The sequence below is a fragment of the Streptomyces dangxiongensis genome (genome assembly GCF_003675325.1).
Lineage (GTDB): Bacteria > Actinomycetota > Actinomycetes > Streptomycetales > Streptomycetaceae > Streptomyces > Streptomyces dangxiongensis.
Genome location: NZ_CP033073.1, coordinates 3,205,786 through 3,221,923, shown reverse-complemented (window position 1 = coordinate 3,221,923; position 16,138 = coordinate 3,205,786). Strand labels below are relative to the sequence as shown.

Below are 16,138 nucleotides of genomic sequence, written 5' to 3'. Positions count from 1 at the left end.
GGTATCGGCGTTACGGCACCTCCCCGGCCGACGGAATCCACGTCCTGCACCCATTGTCATGCACAGGGGAACCCGCAGGGGTCCGTCGGCTGGACGTGATGCAGGATCGCCCTGTGAACAAGAGCAGCAGACGCACCGTCCTCGCCGCCGTCGCCGCCGTGGCCGCGGGCCTGCCCACCTTCGATGCCGTGGTGGGCGGCGGCGCCACACCGGCCGCGGCGGCCGACCAGTACGGGTCGAACACCGAGCTGTACACCCGGACCGCGGCCAAGGAGGGCACCGACTGGTCGCGCCGGTTCCGCATAGGGGCGCCGGTGCAGGTCACGGACAATGTCCGCGGCACGAGCAGCCCCGTCAACAGCACGGCGGTCATCGCGCCGCACGGCGGCGGGATCGAGGCGGGCACGAGCGAGCTGTGCATGGCCGTCGCCGGCTGCACGCCCTTCGACGCGGGTACCGACCCGGCGGGCGCGGCGGTGCCGGGAGAGCCGCAGCGCGACTACTGGATGTTCGAGGCCCTGGCCGACTCCGCCGCGCAGCACGTCACCGCCACCCACTGCGACGACCCGGCCGCCCTCGCCGTCTGCGCCGGGAACCTGTACGCCGTCTCCCTGCACGGCTTCGACGACACGGCCACGAAGAAGATCATCATCGGCGGCCGGGACGAGCGGCTCAAGCGCAACCTGCTCGCGGCCTTCACGAAGTACGGCCTGCCCCCCCGGCGACCGACGCCGACCGGAACGTCACCGTGGTCTTCGCGGGCGCCACGGACCCCGTCAACGGCGACGACCCGGCCAACATCGTCAACCGCACCCGGACCGGCGCCGGCGCCCAGATGGAGCTGTCCACGGCGCTGCGCAGGGCGATGTTCGGTGACTTCTCCGGCGCCGCCGAGCGCAGGACGACGGCCGGTGTGCCGAGCGCCGACAGCCCCTACGCCGACCACTTCTGGAACGGTTTCGTGGGCGCCGTGCGCGAGGCGATCAGGAACCACGAGCTGGGCCTCGACTCCCTCTAGGCCACCGCACCGCGTCCGTCACCGTCCGCGACCCCGGCGGGTGGAGGCGGTCCGTTCCGTACCCTGGCGGCATGCGCATGCGCCCCACTCTGAGCTGGACGCCCGCCGAGGACCTGCCCGCGGGCACCACGGACCTGGAGCCGGTCGCCGACGCGCTGAGCGCGGGCCGTGTGCTGGTGCTCAGCGGGGCCGGCATCTCCACGGAGTCGGGCATCCCCGACTACCGGGGCGAGGGCGGGAGCCTCAGCCGGCACACCCCGATGACCTACCAGGACTTCACCGCCGATGCCGGGGCCCGGCGCCGGTACTGGGCGCGCAGCCACCTCGGCTGGCGCACGTTCGGCAGCGCCGGGCCCAACGCCGGGCACCGGGCCGTGGCGGCCTTCGGGCGGCACGGCCTGCTCTCGGGCGTGATCACCCAGAACGTCGACGGCCTGCACCAGGCCGCCGGCAGCGAGAGCGTCGTGGAACTCCACGGCAGCCTGGACCGGGTCGTCTGCCTCTCCTGCGGCACCCTCAGCCCGCGCCGCGAACTCGCCCGGCGGCTGGAGGAGGCCAACCCGGGCTTCGAGCCCGTGGCCGCCGGGATCAACCCGGACGGTGACGCCGACCTCACCGACGAACAGGTCGGCGACTTCCGGGTGCTGCCCTGCACGGTCTGCGGGGGCGTCCTCAAACCGGACGTGGTGTTCTTCGGCGAGGCGGTTCCACCGCGGCGGGTGGAGCACTGCCGTGAGCTGGTCCGGGCGGCGGCCTCGCTGCTGGTCCTGGGATCCTCGCTCACGGTGATGTCGGGGCTCCGGTTCGTCCGCCAGGCGGCCGGGGCCGGGAAGCCGGTGCTGATCGTCAACCGGGACGCGACCCGTGGGGACCGGCACGCCCTCACCCGGGTCGCACTGCCCCTGGGAACCGCCCTCACCACCGTGGCCGGCCGGCTGGGCCTGCCCGTCGACGGCCGGACGACGGCCTGAACCGTAGCGGCCGAGGCCGGCGGTGCGGCCCGTCGGACGCCCCGGAGTGTCGAATATTTCTGATCAGACAGCGAATGTTGCGGAGATCGCTAGCGGCCTCGGGCCTTCGTCGCGACGGGCCCGGGGGTTACGATCGCGGGCATGAAGCCTTCGAAGCCCGCAGAGACGCAGTCGGCGACCCTCGCCGAGATCGCCCGTGAGGCCGGGGTGTCCGCTCCGACTGTTTCGAAGGTTCTCAACGGCCGGGCCGACGTCGCCCCCGCCACTCGCGCCCGCGTCGAGGACCTGCTGCGCGCCTACGGCTACCGGCGCCGGCGCGCCGAGGCCTCCCGGTCGCCGCTGATCGACCTCGTCTTCCACGAGCTGGAGAGCGCCTGGGCGATGGAGGTCATCCGGGGCGTGGAGAACGTGGCCCGGGACACGGGCCTGAGCGTCGTGCTGTCCGAGTCGGCCGGGCGGCTCACCCCGGGCCGGACCTGGGCCGACCAGGTGGCCGCCCGCCGCCCGCACGGCGTGGTGCTGGTGCTGTCCGGGCTCGACGAGTCCCAGCGGGCGCTGCTGACGAGCCGGTCCATCCCGTTCGTGGTGATGGACCCGGCCGGCGACCCGGGCCCGGACGTGCCCTCGATCGGCGCCACCAACTGGCAGGGCGGTCTGGCCGCCACCCGGCACCTGGTGGAACTGGGCCACACCCGGATCGGCGCCATCAGCGGTCCGTCCCGGATGATGTGCAGCCGGGCCCGGGTCGACGGCTACCGGGCGGCCCTGGAGACGGCCGGCGTGTCCGTGGACCCCTCGCTCGTCGTGACCGGCGACTTCCACCACGACGCCGGCTACCGCCTGGGCCTTGAGCTGCTGCGCCGCCCGGACCGGCCGACCGCCGTCTTCGCGGGCAACGACCTCCAGGCGCTCGGCCTGTACGAGGCCGCCCGCGAACTCGGGCTGCGCGTCCCGGAGGACCTGAGCGTCGTCGGCTTCGACGACCTGCCGGTGGCCCGCTGGGTGGGCCCGCCGCTGACGACCGTACGGCAGCCGCTGACCGAGATGGCCGAGGCCGCGGCCCGGCTGGTGCTGGAGCTGGGGCGCGCCGAGGGGGAGCGGGCGGCGACCCGGGTGGAGCTGGCGACGAGTCTGGTGGTGCGTTCGAGCACGGCGGCGCCCGCCGCGCTCTGAGGGCTCGGATGTATTGACGGGTGCCGGGGGCCACCCCACACTGCTCCGAGTCAATCGGTTGTTCGACCGAAACTTTCGGAGGCACCCGCCATGAGATCTCTGAGAACCGGTTTACCCCTCGCATCCCTCGCATCCCTGCTGACCGGCGCCGCGCTGCTGCTCACGGCGCCCGCGGCGCACGCCGCCGACACCCCGCTGCGCGACCTCGCGGCGGCGAAGGGCAAGGTCGTCGGCACCGCCGTCACCGGCTCCCGGCTCACCGGGACCTACGGCGACATCGCCGGAAGCCAGTTCGGTTCGCTCACCCCCGGCAACGCCATGAAGTGGGAGACCGTCGAGCCCACCCAGGGCAGCTTCAACTGGACCGAGGCCGACCAGATCGTGGCCTTCGCCCAGGCCCACGACCAGCAGGTGCGCGGCCACACCCTGGTCTGGCACAGCCAGAATCCGGGCTGGCTCACCAACGGCAACTGGACCTCCGCCCAGCTCGGCAGCCTGCTCCAGAACCACATCAGTACCGAGGTCGGCCGCTACAAGGGCGAGGTCGCCGCCTGGGACGTCGTCAACGAACCCTTCAACGAGGACGGCACCTACCGCTCCGGCATCTGGTACAACGGCCTGGGCTCCGGCTACATCGCCAACGCCCTGACCTGGGCGCACGCGGCCGACCCGGACGCCAAGCTGTACATCAACGACTACAACGTCGAGGGCGTCAACGCGAAGTCCACCGCCCTGTACAACCTGGTCAGGTCCCTCAAGGAGCAGGGTGTGCCGATCGGCGGCGTCGGCCTCCAGGCGCATCTGATCCTCGGCCAGGTGCCCTCGACGCTCCAGCAGAACATCCAGCGCTTCGCCGACCTCGGCGTCGACGTGGCGATCACCGAGCTGGACGTCCGCATGCAGCTCCCGGCCGACAGCACGGAACCCGCCCAGCAGGCGGCCGACTTCAAGTCCGTCGTGGCCGCGTGCGCGACGGTGACCCGCTGCGTCAACGTCACCGTCTGGGGCTTCACCGACGCCGACTCATGGGTGCCGAGCACCTTCCCGGGCTACGGGGCGGCGACACCGTACGACGAGAACTACCAGCCCAAACCGGCGTACCACGGCATCGCGCAGGCGCTCGGCGGCTCCACCACCACCCCGCCGCCGGGCCCCGGTGCCTGCACCGCCGCCTACAGCGTCACCAGCCAGTGGAACAACGGCTTCACCGGCCAGGTGAAGATCTCCTGCTCCGGCGCCTCGCTGTCCTCGTGGAAGGTGAACTGGAACTACGGCGCGGGCCAGCGCATCACCCAGGCCTGGAACGCCACGTGCACCCAGTCGGGGACGGCCGTGTCGTGCGCCAACGCCTCCTACAACGGTGGCGTTCCGGACGGCGGTTCGGTGACGTTCGGCTTCAACGCCTCCTGGAGCGGCGGCAATCCCGTGCCGACGGTGACCCTGGGATGAGAATCTCCCGAGAAAACCGGTGGGTGCGGACTTCGCTGACATCCCGTTCATAATTCGGACGTACGTTCCTGTCGTGACGCGACACGAGGCGCGGGGCGACACGGCCGGAGCGGCGGGCCGGCGGTCGGTAGTGCTGAAGACCGCCGGCCTCGCCCTGGCGGGCGCCCTGGTGCTGGGCGCCGCGGCGGCAGGGTGGGCCTACTGGCATCTGAACGGCAACATCCGCGGCGTCGACATCGACAGCGCGCTCGGCGACGACCGGCCCGCCCGCCCGGTGACCACCCCGGCCGCCGCCGCCTCGGCCACGCGGTCGGGCCCGCGCGGGTGCCGGACGAACGCGAGGGGCCGGTCACCCACCCGGGGGACCGGCCCGTCAGGGCGATATACCTAGGTCGTGTCTTCAAAAGATCTTGAGTGGTGGATCATGGTGGGGTGATACGTCGCCATGAACTGTCGGACGCCGAGTGGGAGTTCGTCCGGCCGCTGCTGCCGGAGCCCTTGCGGGGGCGGAAGCGGTTGGACGACCGCACCGTGCTCAACGGGATCGTGTGGAAGTTCCGGACCGGCACCGCCTGGAGGGATGTGCCCGAGCGGTACGGTCCGTGGGCCACGCTGCACACCCGCTTCCGCCGCTGGGCGCTGGACGGCACCTTCGAGCGGATGCTCCGTGCCGCCCAGGCACAGGCAGATGCGGCCGGGGACATCGACTGGCTGGTGTCGGTCGACTCCACCGTTGTCCGCGCCCACCAGCACGCCGCCGGAGCCCGAAAAAGGGGCTCCGCAGCCCCGGCCTCGGACGCTCCAGGGGCGGCCTGACCAGCAAGATTCACCTGGCCTGTGACGCATTGGGCCGCCCGCTCGCCTTCACGATCACGGGCGGGAACACCAACGACTGCACCCAGTTCACCGCCGTGATGGAGGCGATACGGGTGCCCCGCCTAGGCTCGGGACGGCCACGCGTGCGGCCCTCCCATGTCCTGGGCGACAAGGGCTACAGCTCGCGGGCCATCCGGACTTGGCTGCGACGCCGGGGTATCAGCCACACCATCCCCGAGCGGGCCGACCAGGTCCGCAACCGGCACCGCCGCGGCAGCCGGGGCGGGCGCCCGCCGGTCTTCGACAAGCAGCTCTACAAGCGGCGCAACGTGGTGGAACGGTGCTTCAACCGCCTGAAACAGTGGCGCGGTATCGCGACCCGCTACGACAAGACCGCCGAGTCCTACCAAGCAGCCGTCACCCTCGCATCGCTGTTGATGTGGGCGTGACATTTGAAGACAACTCCTAGACCGGTCCGCCGATCAGCATCGTCGGGGCGCCGGCGACGCGGGTGAGGAACACCGTCGCCGCGTTCGGCCCCTGCGGTCTCACCTTCCGGCGCAGTTCCTCCGGCTCGACGGCCGAGCCGCGCTTCTTCACGGTCAGCGTGCCGACGCCGCGCTCGCGCAGCAGCGCCCTCAGCTTCTTGACGTTGAACGGGAGCCGGTCGGTGATCTCGTAGGCGGAGGCGTACGGCGTGGGCCGCAGCTCGTCGGCGGTGACGTAGGCGATGGTCGGGTCCACGAGGCCGCCGCCGATCTCCTCGGCCACCTCCGCGACCAGGTGGGCGCGGATCACGGCACCGTCCGGCTCGTACAGGTACCGCCCCACCGGCCGCACCCCGGGATCGGGCAGACCCCGGCCGGCCAGCGTGCGCGGGCCCGGCAGCAGCGTGGCCCGCACGGCACCCGGCGTCCCGGTCCCGAACCACAGCACCGCCTCCTTCACGTCACCCCCGTCGGAGACCCACTCGGCCTCGGCGGCGTCGGGCACCGCCTCGTGCGGGATGCCCGGGGCGATCTTCAGCGCGGCGCGCGGTGCGCCGGCGGCGGTACGTACCGCCCAGGACAGCGGCGGCGAGTACGCCTCCGGGTCGAAGATCCGGCCGCGTCCGCCCCGCCGGGCCGGGTCCACGAACACCGCGTCGTAACCGGTGACGTCGACCTCCGTGACGTCCGCCTCCCGTACCTCGATCAGCCCGGCGAGCCCCAGCGCCTCGGCGTTCGCGCGGGCCGCCGCCGCGGTCAGCGGATCCCGGTCCACGGCCAGTACCCGGATCCCGGCCCGCGCGAGCGCGATCGCGTCACCGCCGATCCCGCAGCACAGGTCGGCGACGGACGTGACGCCGAGGTCCCGGAACCGCTGCGCCCGGTACGCCGCCACGGCGGTCCGCGTCGACTGCTCGACCCCGTTCGCCGTGAAGAACATCCGCCCGGCGTCCTCGGTCCCGAACTTGGCCGCCGCCCGCTGCCGCAGCCGGGCCTGGCCGAGCGCGGCCGACACCAGCTCGGCGGGGTGGTCGCGGCGCAGCCGGGTGGCGACGGCGAGTTCGTCCGCCGGGGCGGTGTCGCGGACCTCGTCGAGGAGGGCGCGGCCTTCGGGGGTGAGGAGCAGAGCGAGGTCGTTCACCGGGTCATTGTGGGCCAGTCGGTGGATGGTGCGCGCCCGGCGGCGGTGTCGGCCCGGTGCGGACGCCCGGGCCTGGGAGGATCCGACACCATGCGAGTAGTAGTACAAAATGACAAAAGTCAGGCATCGGGCGTGCCGGTGGCCGTCCGCTGCGCAGCTCTCGCGCTGGCCGCCGCCGCCCTCCTCACCGGCTGCGCCGACCGCACCGAACCGGCCACCGGCCGGGGCGGCCCCGCCCGCGCCCCCGACCCGCAGACCCGCCGGGCCGCGGAACACGCCCGCCAGGCCGCCGAACACGCCCGGCTGGCCGCCGCCGCCCACCGCTGGGGCCTGGACCGCGCCCCGCTCGCACCCCCGGCCCCGCCCGCCAGGAAACCCGAGATCACCGCCCGGGACGGCTTCGAGGTGGACGGGCAGGAGGAGGAGGGGCTCCCGCCGGTCTTCACGACCATCCCCACCCGGCAGAAGGTCGTCTTCCTCACCATTGACGACGGCGCGGAGAAGGACCCCGCGTTCCTGCGGATGATGAGCGAGCTGAAGATCCCGTACACCGCCTTCCTCAGTGACTACCTCGTCAAGGAGGACTACGGCTACTTCCGCAGGATGCAGGCGCGGGGCGTGACCCTCAACAACCACACCCTGACCCACCCCTACCTGCCCGGACTGTCCTACGACGAGCAGAAGCACGAGATCTGCGGCATGCAGGACATCATGAAGAAGCAGTTCGGCAAGGCGCCCACCGTCTTCCGGCCGCCGTACGGCAACTACAACGGCGACACCCTGCGCGCCGCCAGGGCCTGCGGGATCAGATACGCGCCCATCTGGGACGAAGAGGTCTTCGTGGACCACTGGGAGTACCGCGAGTGGGACCGCAGCCTGCACCCCGGCGACATCGTCCTCACCCACTTCCGCGGCCGGGACGACTGGAACGGCACGATGGTGGACGACATGCGCCGCTTCCTGGACAAGGTCACGCGCGAGGGCTACGCCGTGGCCCGCCTGGAGGACTACCTGTGAGGCCGCGGGGCCCGGCCGCGGTCCTCGCCGCGGCCCTGCTCCTGACGGGCTGCGCCCCGTCCGTCGACCCCATCGAGCGGCTCGGCAAGAAGGCGGCCGAAGGGGTGCGCCCGCACGGCCGGGCCCCCGACCGCGGCTACCGCCGCTGGGGGCTGACCGAACCGCTCGCCCGCTCCCCGCTGCACACCGCCCGGCCGCTGACCGCACACCCGGGGGCACACGCCCTGCCCCCGGTGGCCGACCACGTCCCCACCCGCGACCGGGTCGTCTTCCTCACCTACGACGACGGCGCCGAACAGGATCCCAGTTTCCTCGACATGGTCCGCGACCTGCGGCTGCCGGTCAGCATGTTCCTCACCGACAGCGTCGCCGGCCCCGGCTACCGCCACTTCGCCCGGCTGCGCGCGCTCGGCGCCGGCATCGAGAACCGCACCCTCGGCCACCGGGCGTCGGCCGGCACGCCGTACGCCTCCCAGCGCGCCGAGATCTGCGGCCAGCAGCACCGGCTCCGCGCCCGCCTCGGCGTCCGCCCGCGCCTCTTCCGGCCGCCCTACGGCTCGTACGACACCACCACCCTGCGCGCGGCGGCGGACTGCGGCATCACGGCGGTCGCCCTGTGGCGCGCCGCCCTGACCCCGGCCGGCCTCGTCTACACCCACGGCCCCCACCGGCTGCGCCCCGGCGACATCGTCCTGGTGGGCCCGGACGAGTCGACGGGCCTGTCCTTGCGCGAACGCACGGCGCGGGTCCTGCGCCACGCGCAGGAGCACGGGCTGACCGTCGGACGCCTCGAGGACTACCTGTAGAGGCGGACCGGGTGGACCCGGAGGCCCCCGGCACGGGCGGCCCCGGCCGCCCGCGCGGGACGCTCCGGCACCCCCGGATCGGGGCGACGCGCCGCGCGCATTGGCACTCCGCTTGACCGAGTGCTAATCACGGTCATAGTCTCGGCCCTGGCACTCGGCAGTCGAGAGTGCCAACAAAGCGACGGGCAGGTCCGGCACCCGCGACGACGGATCGACCTGGTCGCCACCTCAGACAGTTAACCCCGTGAGATCTCCGAAGGGGGAGGTCGGATCGTGACGACCACCAGCTCCAAGGTTGCCATCAAGCCGCTCGAGGACCGCATTGTGGTCCAGCCGCTCGACGCCGAGCAGACCACGGCCTCTGGCCTGGTCATCCCGGACACCGCGAAGGAGAAGCCCCAGGAGGGCGCCGTCCTCGCCGTGGGCCCGGGCCGGTTCGAGAACGGCGAGCGCCTGCCGCTCGACGTCAAGGTCGGTGACGTCGTCCTCTACAGCAAGTACGGCGGCACCGAGGTGAAGTACAACGGCGACGAGTACCTCGTCCTCTCGGCTCGCGACGTTCTCGCGATCATCGAGAAGTAATTCACCTCAAGCACTTCGCTGCTCTGAGCTGCGCCCCTGGCCCCCGCGAATCGATAAGAAGCCGGGCGTCCGGGGCGCAGTCTCTTTTCACCCACACTTTCGGAGAGGGCTCCCGCTGTCATGGCGAAGATCCTGAAGTTCGACGAGGACGCCCGTCGCGCCCTCGAGCGCGGCGTCAACAAGCTTGCCGACACGGTGAAGGTGACGATCGGCCCCCGCGGCCGCAACGTCGTCATCGACAAGAAGTTCGGCGCCCCCACCATCACCAACGACGGTGTCACGATCGCCCGCGAGGTCGAGCTCGAGGACCCGTACGAGAACCTCGGCGCCCAGTTGGTGAAGGAGGTGGCGACCAAGACCAACGACATCGCTGGTGACGGCACCACCACCGCCACCGTGCTCGCCCAGGCGCTGGTGCGCGAGGGCCTGAAGAACGTCGCCGCCGGCGCTTCCCCGGCTGCCCTGAAGAAGGGCATCGACGCCGCGGTCAAGGCCGTCTCCGACGAGCTGCTCGCCACGGCGCGCCCGATCGACGAGAAGTCCGACATCGCCGCCGTCGCCGGGCTGTCCGCCCAGGACCAGCAGGTCGGCGAGCTGATCGCCGAGGCCATGGACAAGGTCGGCAAGGACGGTGTCATCACCGTCGAGGAGTCCAACACCTTCGGTCTGGAGCTGGACTTCACCGAGGGCATGGCCTTCGACAAGGGCTACCTGTCGCCGTACTTCGTGACGGACCAGGAGCGCATGGAGGCCGTCCTGGAGGACCCGTACGTCCTCATCCACCAGGGCAAGATCGCCGCCATCGCCGACCTCCTGCCGCTGCTGGAGAAGGTCATCCAGGCCGGTGCCTCCAGGCCGCTGCTCATCATCGCCGAGGACGTCGAGGGCGAGGCCCTGTCGACCCTGGTCGTCAACAAGATCCGCGGCACCTTCAACGCCGTCGCGGTGAAGGCCCCCGGCTTCGGCGACCGCCGCAAGGCCATGCTCCAGGACATCGCCACCCTCACCGGCGGCACCGTCATCTCCGAGGAGGTCGGCCTCAAGCTCGACCAGGTCGGCATCGACGTGCTGGGCTCGGCCCGCCGCATCACCGTCACCAAGGACGACACCACGATCGTCGACGGCGCCGGCAAGACCGAGGACGTGCACGGCCGCGTCGCGCAGATCAAGGCCGAGATCGAGAACACCGACTCCGACTGGGACCGCGAGAAGCTCCAGGAGCGCCTCGCGAAGCTGGCCGGCGGCGTGTGCGTGATCAAGGTCGGCGCCGCCACCGAGGTGGAGCTGAAGGAGAAGAAGCACCGCCTGGAGGACGCCATCTCCGCGACCCGCGCCGCGGTCGAGGAGGGCATCGTCTCCGGCGGCGGCTCCGCCCTGGTGCACGCCTCCAAGGTCCTGGCCGGCAACCTGGACAAGACCGGCGACGAGGCCACCGGTGTCGCCGTGGTCCGCAACGCCGTGGTCGAGCCGCTGCGCTGGATCGGCGAGAACGCCGGCCAGGAGGGCTACGTCATCGTCTCCAAGGTCAAGGACCTGGAGCCGGGACAGGGCTACAACGCCGCCACCGGCGAGTACGGCGACCTGATCAAGGCCGGCGTCATCGACCCGGTGAAGGTCACCCGCTCCGCCCTGGAGAACGCCGCCTCCATCGCCTCCCTGCTGCTCACGACCGAGACCCTGGTCGTCGAGAAGAAGGAAGAGGAGCCTGAGGCCGCGGGCCACGGCCACAGCCACGGCCACTCGCACTGAGCGAGCAAGCGCCCGAGTGAAGGCCCGGTCCCGGCAGGGGACCGGGCCTTCGCCCTGTCCACGGCGCGCAGGCCCGGCCGCGTCCGGCCCGGCGGTGTCACGCGCGCTCGCCGGGCTTCTCTCCCGAGCGGCAACTCCACCGGTGCCACGAGCCGCGACGCGTCCGGACGGCCCCGGCCGGCCGCCGGGCCGCCGCGAGACCATGAATCCGGGCCGGCGGAAGACTGTGGATCCGGGCCGCCGGAACATCGGGCCGGCGGAACACGGGGAAACCGGGACACCAGGCCGGTGGCGTCCCCCGTCCGCTACTGCGGCCCGTACCTGCGTCCGGTCTTCGAGCTGATCCCGCCCAGCAGTGCGCGCGGCGTCACCTTCACCAGCCCCATCAGCGCCTTGTACCGGGGATCCGGGACGGACACCGTCTTCCCCCGCGCGAGGTCGGTCAGGGCCGCCGCGACCAGCTTGTCGGCATCCAGCCACATCCAGCCCGGGATGTTGTCCGTGCCCATGCCGGCCCGCTGGTGGAACTCGGTGCGCACGAAGCCCGGGCAGAGCGCCATCAGCCGGACCCCGCTGCCGGCCAGGTCCTTCGCCGCGCCCTGGGTGAACTGCACGACCCACGCCTTGGACGCGCCGTACGTGCCGCGCGGGACGAAGGCGGCCACGGAGGCGACGTTCACCACGCCGCCCCGGCCCCGCTCCCGCATCGCCCCGGCCGCCGCCGACGTCAGCCGGAGCACCGCCTCGCAGTGCACCTTGAGCATCATCAGCTCGTCCGGCATGGGCACGTCCAGATAGCGGCCCTTGTTGCCGAAGCCGGCGTTGTTCACCAGCAGGTCGACCGGGTTCTTGCGGTCGCCGAGCCGGTCGGCGACCGCCTCGATGCCCTTGTCCTCGGACAGGTCGGCGGTCAGCACCTCCACCTCGATGCCGTGCCGGTCGTGCAGTTCGGTCGCCTGCTCGCGCAGCCGCCCGGTGTCCCGGGCCACCAGGACGAGGTCGTGCCCGTCAGCCGCGAGCCGCCGCGCGAACGCGGCACCGATTCCCGCGGTCGATCCCGTAATCAGAGCCGTTGTCATGGCCCAAGCGTAGTGACCCGGACCCGCGGAGTCCGCTGCGGCGACGGCCCGTCAGCCGGTCCGCGCGGCCAGGTACGCGCGGGCCGCCGCCCGCGCCTCCGGGTGCAGCGCGTCGCCCGCGGCGAGCAGCTCCGGCAGCAGGTCCCGGTCGGTGGTGATCGCGCGGAACTGCAACGCCGCCGTCACCCCGTGGTCCGGCCGGTACACGATCTCCACGGCGTCGCCCGCCTGGATCTCACCCGGCTCGATCACCCGGAGGTAGGCACCCGATGCGCCCTTCTGTGTGAACCTCCTGACCCAGCCGCGCTCGCCCAGATGGCCCTGGAACGTACGGCACGGAACACGGCCCGAGGTCACCTCCAGCACCACCGTGGGGCCGATCCGCCAGCGCTCGCCGATCAGCGCCCCGGAGACCTCCAGGCCGTCCGTCGTCAGGTTCTCCCCGAAACAGCCGTTGGCCAGAGGCCGGCCGAGTTCGCGCTCCCACGCGTCGAGGTCCTCGCGGGCGAACGCGTACACCGCCTGGTCGTCCCCGCCGTGGAAGCGCCGTTCGCACACCGCGTCCCCGGCGAGCCCGCTCCCGCCGGTCCCCTTGGGCCCGGGCGCCGCCACCCGCACCGGCCCGTCGGCCGGCCGCTTGTCGATACCGGTCAGCCCGTCCGGCTGACCCGTGTAGGGCACGCGCCGGGGGCGGCCCACATTCACCGAGAGAACCTTCATTCCCCGCACGGTACGGGACCGGGACCCAAAGTACCGACGCGTGATCGGACGTCTCGTCCAAGGCTGTCTTATGCTCCTGGGGTGATCGAGGCCCGTCATCTCCGCGTTCTGCGCGCCGTCGCCACCACCGGTTCCTTCTCCGCGGCGGGGCGCCAACTGGGCTGCACCCAGCCGGCCGTCAGCCAGCAGATGAAGGCCCTGGAAACCTCCGTCGGCACCCCGCTGCTGGTCCGCGCGGGCCGGGAGATGCGTCTCACCCAGGCGGGCGAGGCCCTCGTGCGGCACGCCGCCGGCATCCTCGCCGGGCTCACCGCGGCCGAGGAGGAGGTCGCCGCCATCGCCGGTCTGCGCGCGGGCCGGGTCCGGCTGGTCTCCTTCCCCAGCGGCAGCTCCACGCTGGTCCCGACGGCCTTGGCCGCCCTGCGCGCCGCCCATCCCGGCACCCGCGTCTCCCTGGAGGAGGCCGAACCCCCGAGGTCCGTCGAACTGCTGCGCGAGGGGGACTGCGACCTGGCCCTGGCCTTCCGTTACGAGGGCGCGGCGGTTGCCGAGGACTGGGACGACCTCGTCGTACGGCCCCTGCTGACGGACCGGCTGGTCGCCCTGGTGCCCGAACGGCACCGGCTCGCGCGCGCGGACGCCGTCGCCATCGGAGAGCTGGCCGCCGAGCCCTGGATCGCGGGCTGCCCGCGCTGTCGCGGCCAACTGGTCGCGGTGTGCGAGAAGGAGGGCTTCACCCCGCGGATCGACTTCGCCACCGACGACTACCCGGCGGTGGTCGGCCTGGTCGGCGCGGGTCTGGGGGTCGCCGTACTGCCGCAGCTCGCGGTGGAGTCGGTACGGCCGAGGGGCGTGCGGACGGTACGGCTGGAACCGGCGGTACGGCGGGAGATCGTCGCGCTCACCCTGCCCGACCTGGCACAGGTGCCGGCCGTGGCGGCGACGCTGGAACAACTGGCCCGCGCGGCCCGGACGACCGGACGCGGCTGACGCGGCGCCGACGATCGGACGCGGTCGGTACGGCGCTGGCCGGGCGCCGCCCACTCGGCCCGGTCACCGGGCGCGGCAGGCGCGGTGCGGACAGCCGGGCGCGTCCTGGCCTCGCCCGCGTCCAGGAGCTGCCCGGCGGCGTCGAGGGCACGCTCGCGTGCCCGCCGAGGGGTGGGGTGCGAATCTTTGCAGAAACGTTCCTTCAGTGCTCAGGGGTGGTGTCGCCGCTGGTGGTCGACGCCGACACCAGGCGGTTGCGGGCCCGCCCCATCAACTCTTCGCGCTCGTCCTCGGTCAGGCCGCCCCAGACGCCGTACGGCTCGCGCACCGCCAGTGCGTGCGCGGCGCACTGCGCACGGACCGGGCATCTCATGCAGACCTCCTTGGCCGAGTTCTCGCGAGCACTCCGAGCCGCCCCGCGCTCGCCCTCGGGGTGGAAGAAGAGCGAGCTGTCCACGCCCCGACAGGCAGCCAGTAGCTGCCAGTCCCACAGGTCCGCGTTCGGTCCGGGAAGGCGGGAGAAATCTGCCATTACGTGACCCCTTGTAGCCGTTCTGGGCGGAAACGGTGCCTACGACCGTACGTCTCCGGTCTAAGGAGATGAAAATATGACTCATTGCGAATCTAGCCCCGGACACTACGAAACGGGAAGAAAAGGGGACGAATGGGTCATAGACGTGATGAAAAGGTGAGAGTCCGACGGCCATGTCTGCACCGTGTCGACGCCCTCACATAGAGTGCCGAAGACGGCACCCGGCCCCGTAACTCTTTCGAGTGACCGTCGTTGAGAGGGCGGAGGCGGTTGAAGAAACAAGCGCTCGGGCAGGCGTCCGAGACGGTCGACCGCACAGGTGACGATTCCGTACCAGCCTGGAGGCTCAAGGTGACGCGCATCAGCTGCGGAGGGCGGTCATGACATCCGTCCTCGTCTGCGACGACTCCCCGCTTGCCCGAGAGGCGCTCCGCCGCGCGGTCGCGACCGTGCCCGGTGTCGAGCGCGTGACGACGGCGGCCAACGGCGAGGAAGTCCTCCGCCGCTGGGGCGCCGACCGCTCCGATCTCATCCTCATGGATGTGCGCATGCCCGGCCTGGGCGGCGTAGAGACCGTGCGCCGTCTGCTGTCCGCCGACCCGGGCGCGCGCATCATCATGCTCACCGTCGCCGAGGACCTCGACGGCGTGGCCCTGGCGGTCGCCGCGGGCGCGCGGGGCTATCTGCACAAGGACGCGTCCCGCGCGGAACTGCGGGCCACGGTCACCCAGGCCCTCGCCGACCCCACCTGGCGACTCGCCCCGCGCCGCCTGCGCTCGGCCGAGATGGGCGCCGCGCCCACGCTCACCGCGCGCGAGATCCAGGTGCTGGAGGGCATGAGCCACGGCCGCTCCAACGCCGAGATCGGCCGTGAGCTGTTCCTCTCCGAGGACACCGTGAAGACCCACGCCCGGCGTCTGTTCAAGAAGCTCGGCGCCTCCGACCGGGCCCACGCGGTGGCCCTCGGCTTCCGCTGGGGACTGGTCCGGTAGCGGGTGAGCGACCCCGCGGGGCACCTTCCGTCCGCCGGGCCCCGCCCGGCAGTGCCCCGCCCCCCGCCCCGCTCCCGTTCCCCCTTACGGTTCCCTCGCCGACCGGCCGACCCGACGGCGAAGGTGCCGCCGGGAGAAGCGGAAGCGGTGCCGTCCGGAGATGCGGAAGCGGTGCCGTTCAGGTGTCGGGTCGGTACGGGCGGCTCGCGGGGTGCGGTGGGGCGCCGGAGGCCGCCTCCGGCCGCCGTGACTTTTTTCGCAGTCCCGTGTGGGGCGAGGGCGCCGTGCGGCCTCGGCGGGTCCGGCGCACGCAGCCGTCCCCGGGTCTCCCGGACGCCGCGTCCGCACGGCCGTTCCGGGTTCCCGCCCGGCCCGGTCGTAGGGCGGGACCGCGTCCCGCGTCCAGCCCGGGACCGCGTCCCGCGTCCAGCCCGGGACCGCGTTCCGCGCCCGGCCTGGTGGGCGCCCGGTGTCCGTGCCCGTATGGTTTCCCGGGGTAACGCAGTTCCGTGCTGCCGCTTCCGGGGTCCGGCCCGAGCGCGCCCCGCGGTGTCGGTGCCCGCAGGGGCGCGCCGGCGGCAACCGCCTCCGGCGCGCGCTCCGGGGTTACGCGCT

Annotated in this window: 14 protein-coding genes and 3 pseudogenes; 13 read left to right on the top strand and 4 right to left on the bottom strand. The window is 72.5% G+C overall.

The genetic code is table 11. The annotated features are described in order from the left end of the window. Nucleotides 1-98 precede the first annotated feature (98 nt). The 7 genes and pseudogenes from D9753_RS38695 to D9753_RS14095 all read left to right on the top strand — a co-directional run. Nucleotides 99-656: pseudogene (locus tag D9753_RS38695) on the top strand (poly-gamma-glutamate hydrolase family protein); the annotation flags it as partial. A gap of 92 nt (nt 657-748) precedes the next feature. Then, nucleotides 749-1,018, top strand: coding sequence for a poly-gamma-glutamate hydrolase family protein (locus D9753_RS38690; protein ID WP_276209434.1), 270 nt, complete (start codon nt 749-751; stop codon nt 1,016-1,018). Between the two features lie 71 nt (nt 1,019-1,089). Next, nucleotides 1,090-1,989 (top strand): NAD-dependent protein deacetylase, encoded by a 900-nt coding sequence (locus tag D9753_RS14115; protein ID WP_121787345.1) that lies wholly within the window; start codon nt 1,090-1,092, stop codon nt 1,987-1,989. Nucleotides 1,990-2,130: 141 nt separating this feature from the next. Continuing rightward, on the top strand, nt 2,131-3,162 hold the full coding sequence (locus tag D9753_RS14110) for a LacI family DNA-binding transcriptional regulator (protein ID WP_121787344.1): 1,032 nt from the start codon (nt 2,131-2,133) through the stop codon (nt 3,160-3,162). Between the two features lie 90 nt (nt 3,163-3,252). Next, nucleotides 3,253-4,611 carry an endo-1,4-beta-xylanase gene (locus D9753_RS14105; protein WP_121787343.1) on the top strand — a complete coding sequence of 453 codons (1,359 nt, stop codon included), beginning with the start codon at nt 3,253-3,255 and terminating at the stop codon, nt 4,609-4,611. 73 nt (nt 4,612-4,684) lie between these two features. Then, nucleotides 4,685-4,918, top strand: a pseudogene (locus D9753_RS14100) (LCP family protein); the annotation flags it as partial. 128 nt (nt 4,919-5,046) lie between these two features. Beyond that, nucleotides 5,047-5,876 (top strand): annotated as a pseudogene (locus D9753_RS14095) (IS5 family transposase). A 16-nt stretch (nt 5,877-5,892) separates the two neighbouring features. On the opposite strand, the gene D9753_RS14090 reads toward D9753_RS14095, so the two are convergent. Then, entirely contained in the window at nt 5,893-7,056 is a 1,164-nt protein-coding gene (locus tag D9753_RS14090; RefSeq protein ID WP_163010700.1) for a class I SAM-dependent methyltransferase, read from the bottom strand. 90 nt (nt 7,057-7,146) lie between these two features. On the opposite strand from D9753_RS14090, the gene D9753_RS14085 reads away from it, so the two are divergent. The 4 genes from D9753_RS14085 to groL all read left to right on the top strand — a co-directional run bounded on the left by D9753_RS14085 (nt 7,147) and on the right by groL (nt 11,210). Then, nucleotides 7,147-8,073: a polysaccharide deacetylase family protein gene (locus D9753_RS14085; RefSeq protein WP_121791063.1), complete on the top strand. Its 927-nt coding sequence runs from the start codon at nt 7,147-7,149 to the stop codon at nt 8,071-8,073. After that, the gene (locus D9753_RS14080) at nt 8,070-8,879 is read left to right on the top strand and encodes a polysaccharide deacetylase family protein (protein ID WP_121787341.1); all 810 of its coding nucleotides are present in this window, start codon (nt 8,070-8,072) and stop codon (nt 8,877-8,879) included. Before D9753_RS14085 ends, D9753_RS14080 begins: the two co-directional genes overlap by 4 nt. Nucleotides 8,880-9,152: 273 nt before the next feature. Further along, the gene (groES, locus tag D9753_RS14075) at nt 9,153-9,461 is read left to right on the top strand and encodes a co-chaperone GroES (RefSeq protein WP_066995800.1); all 309 of its coding nucleotides are present in this window, start codon (nt 9,153-9,155) and stop codon (nt 9,459-9,461) included. Between the two features lie 120 nt (nt 9,462-9,581). Beyond that, nucleotides 9,582-11,210, top strand: a complete 1,629-nt coding sequence (groL, locus tag D9753_RS14070) for a chaperonin GroEL (RefSeq protein WP_121787340.1) — start codon at nt 9,582-9,584, stop codon at nt 11,208-11,210. A 305-nt stretch (nt 11,211-11,515) separates the two neighbouring features. Here groL and D9753_RS14065 read toward each other — a convergent pair whose 3' ends face one another. Continuing rightward, nucleotides 11,516-12,289 carry an SDR family NAD(P)-dependent oxidoreductase gene (locus D9753_RS14065; protein ID WP_121787339.1) on the bottom strand — a complete coding sequence of 258 codons (774 nt, stop codon included), beginning with the start codon at nt 12,287-12,289 and terminating at the stop codon, nt 11,516-11,518. Between the two features lie 51 nt (nt 12,290-12,340). Then, a complete protein-coding gene (locus D9753_RS14060) occupies nt 12,341-13,009 on the bottom strand; it encodes an MOSC domain-containing protein (protein WP_121787338.1) in 669 nt (222 codons plus the stop codon). Nucleotides 13,010-13,090: 81 nt separating this feature from the next. On the opposite strand from D9753_RS14060, the gene D9753_RS14055 reads away from it, so the two are divergent. After that, the gene (locus tag D9753_RS14055) at nt 13,091-13,999 is read left to right on the top strand and encodes a LysR family transcriptional regulator (protein WP_121787337.1); all 909 of its coding nucleotides are present in this window, start codon (nt 13,091-13,093) and stop codon (nt 13,997-13,999) included. Nucleotides 14,000-14,201: 202 nt separating this feature from the next. On the opposite strand, the gene D9753_RS14050 is transcribed toward D9753_RS14055, so the two are convergent. After that, nucleotides 14,202-14,531: a WhiB family transcriptional regulator gene (locus tag D9753_RS14050; protein WP_121787336.1), complete on the bottom strand. Its 330-nt coding sequence runs from the start codon at nt 14,529-14,531 to the stop codon at nt 14,202-14,204. 380 nt (nt 14,532-14,911) lie between these two features. On the opposite strand from D9753_RS14050, the gene D9753_RS14045 reads away from it, so the two are divergent. Next, the gene (locus D9753_RS14045) at nt 14,912-15,523 is read left to right on the top strand and encodes a response regulator transcription factor (protein ID WP_003948568.1); all 612 of its coding nucleotides are present in this window, start codon (nt 14,912-14,914) and stop codon (nt 15,521-15,523) included. Nucleotides 15,524-16,138 lie beyond the last annotated feature (615 nt).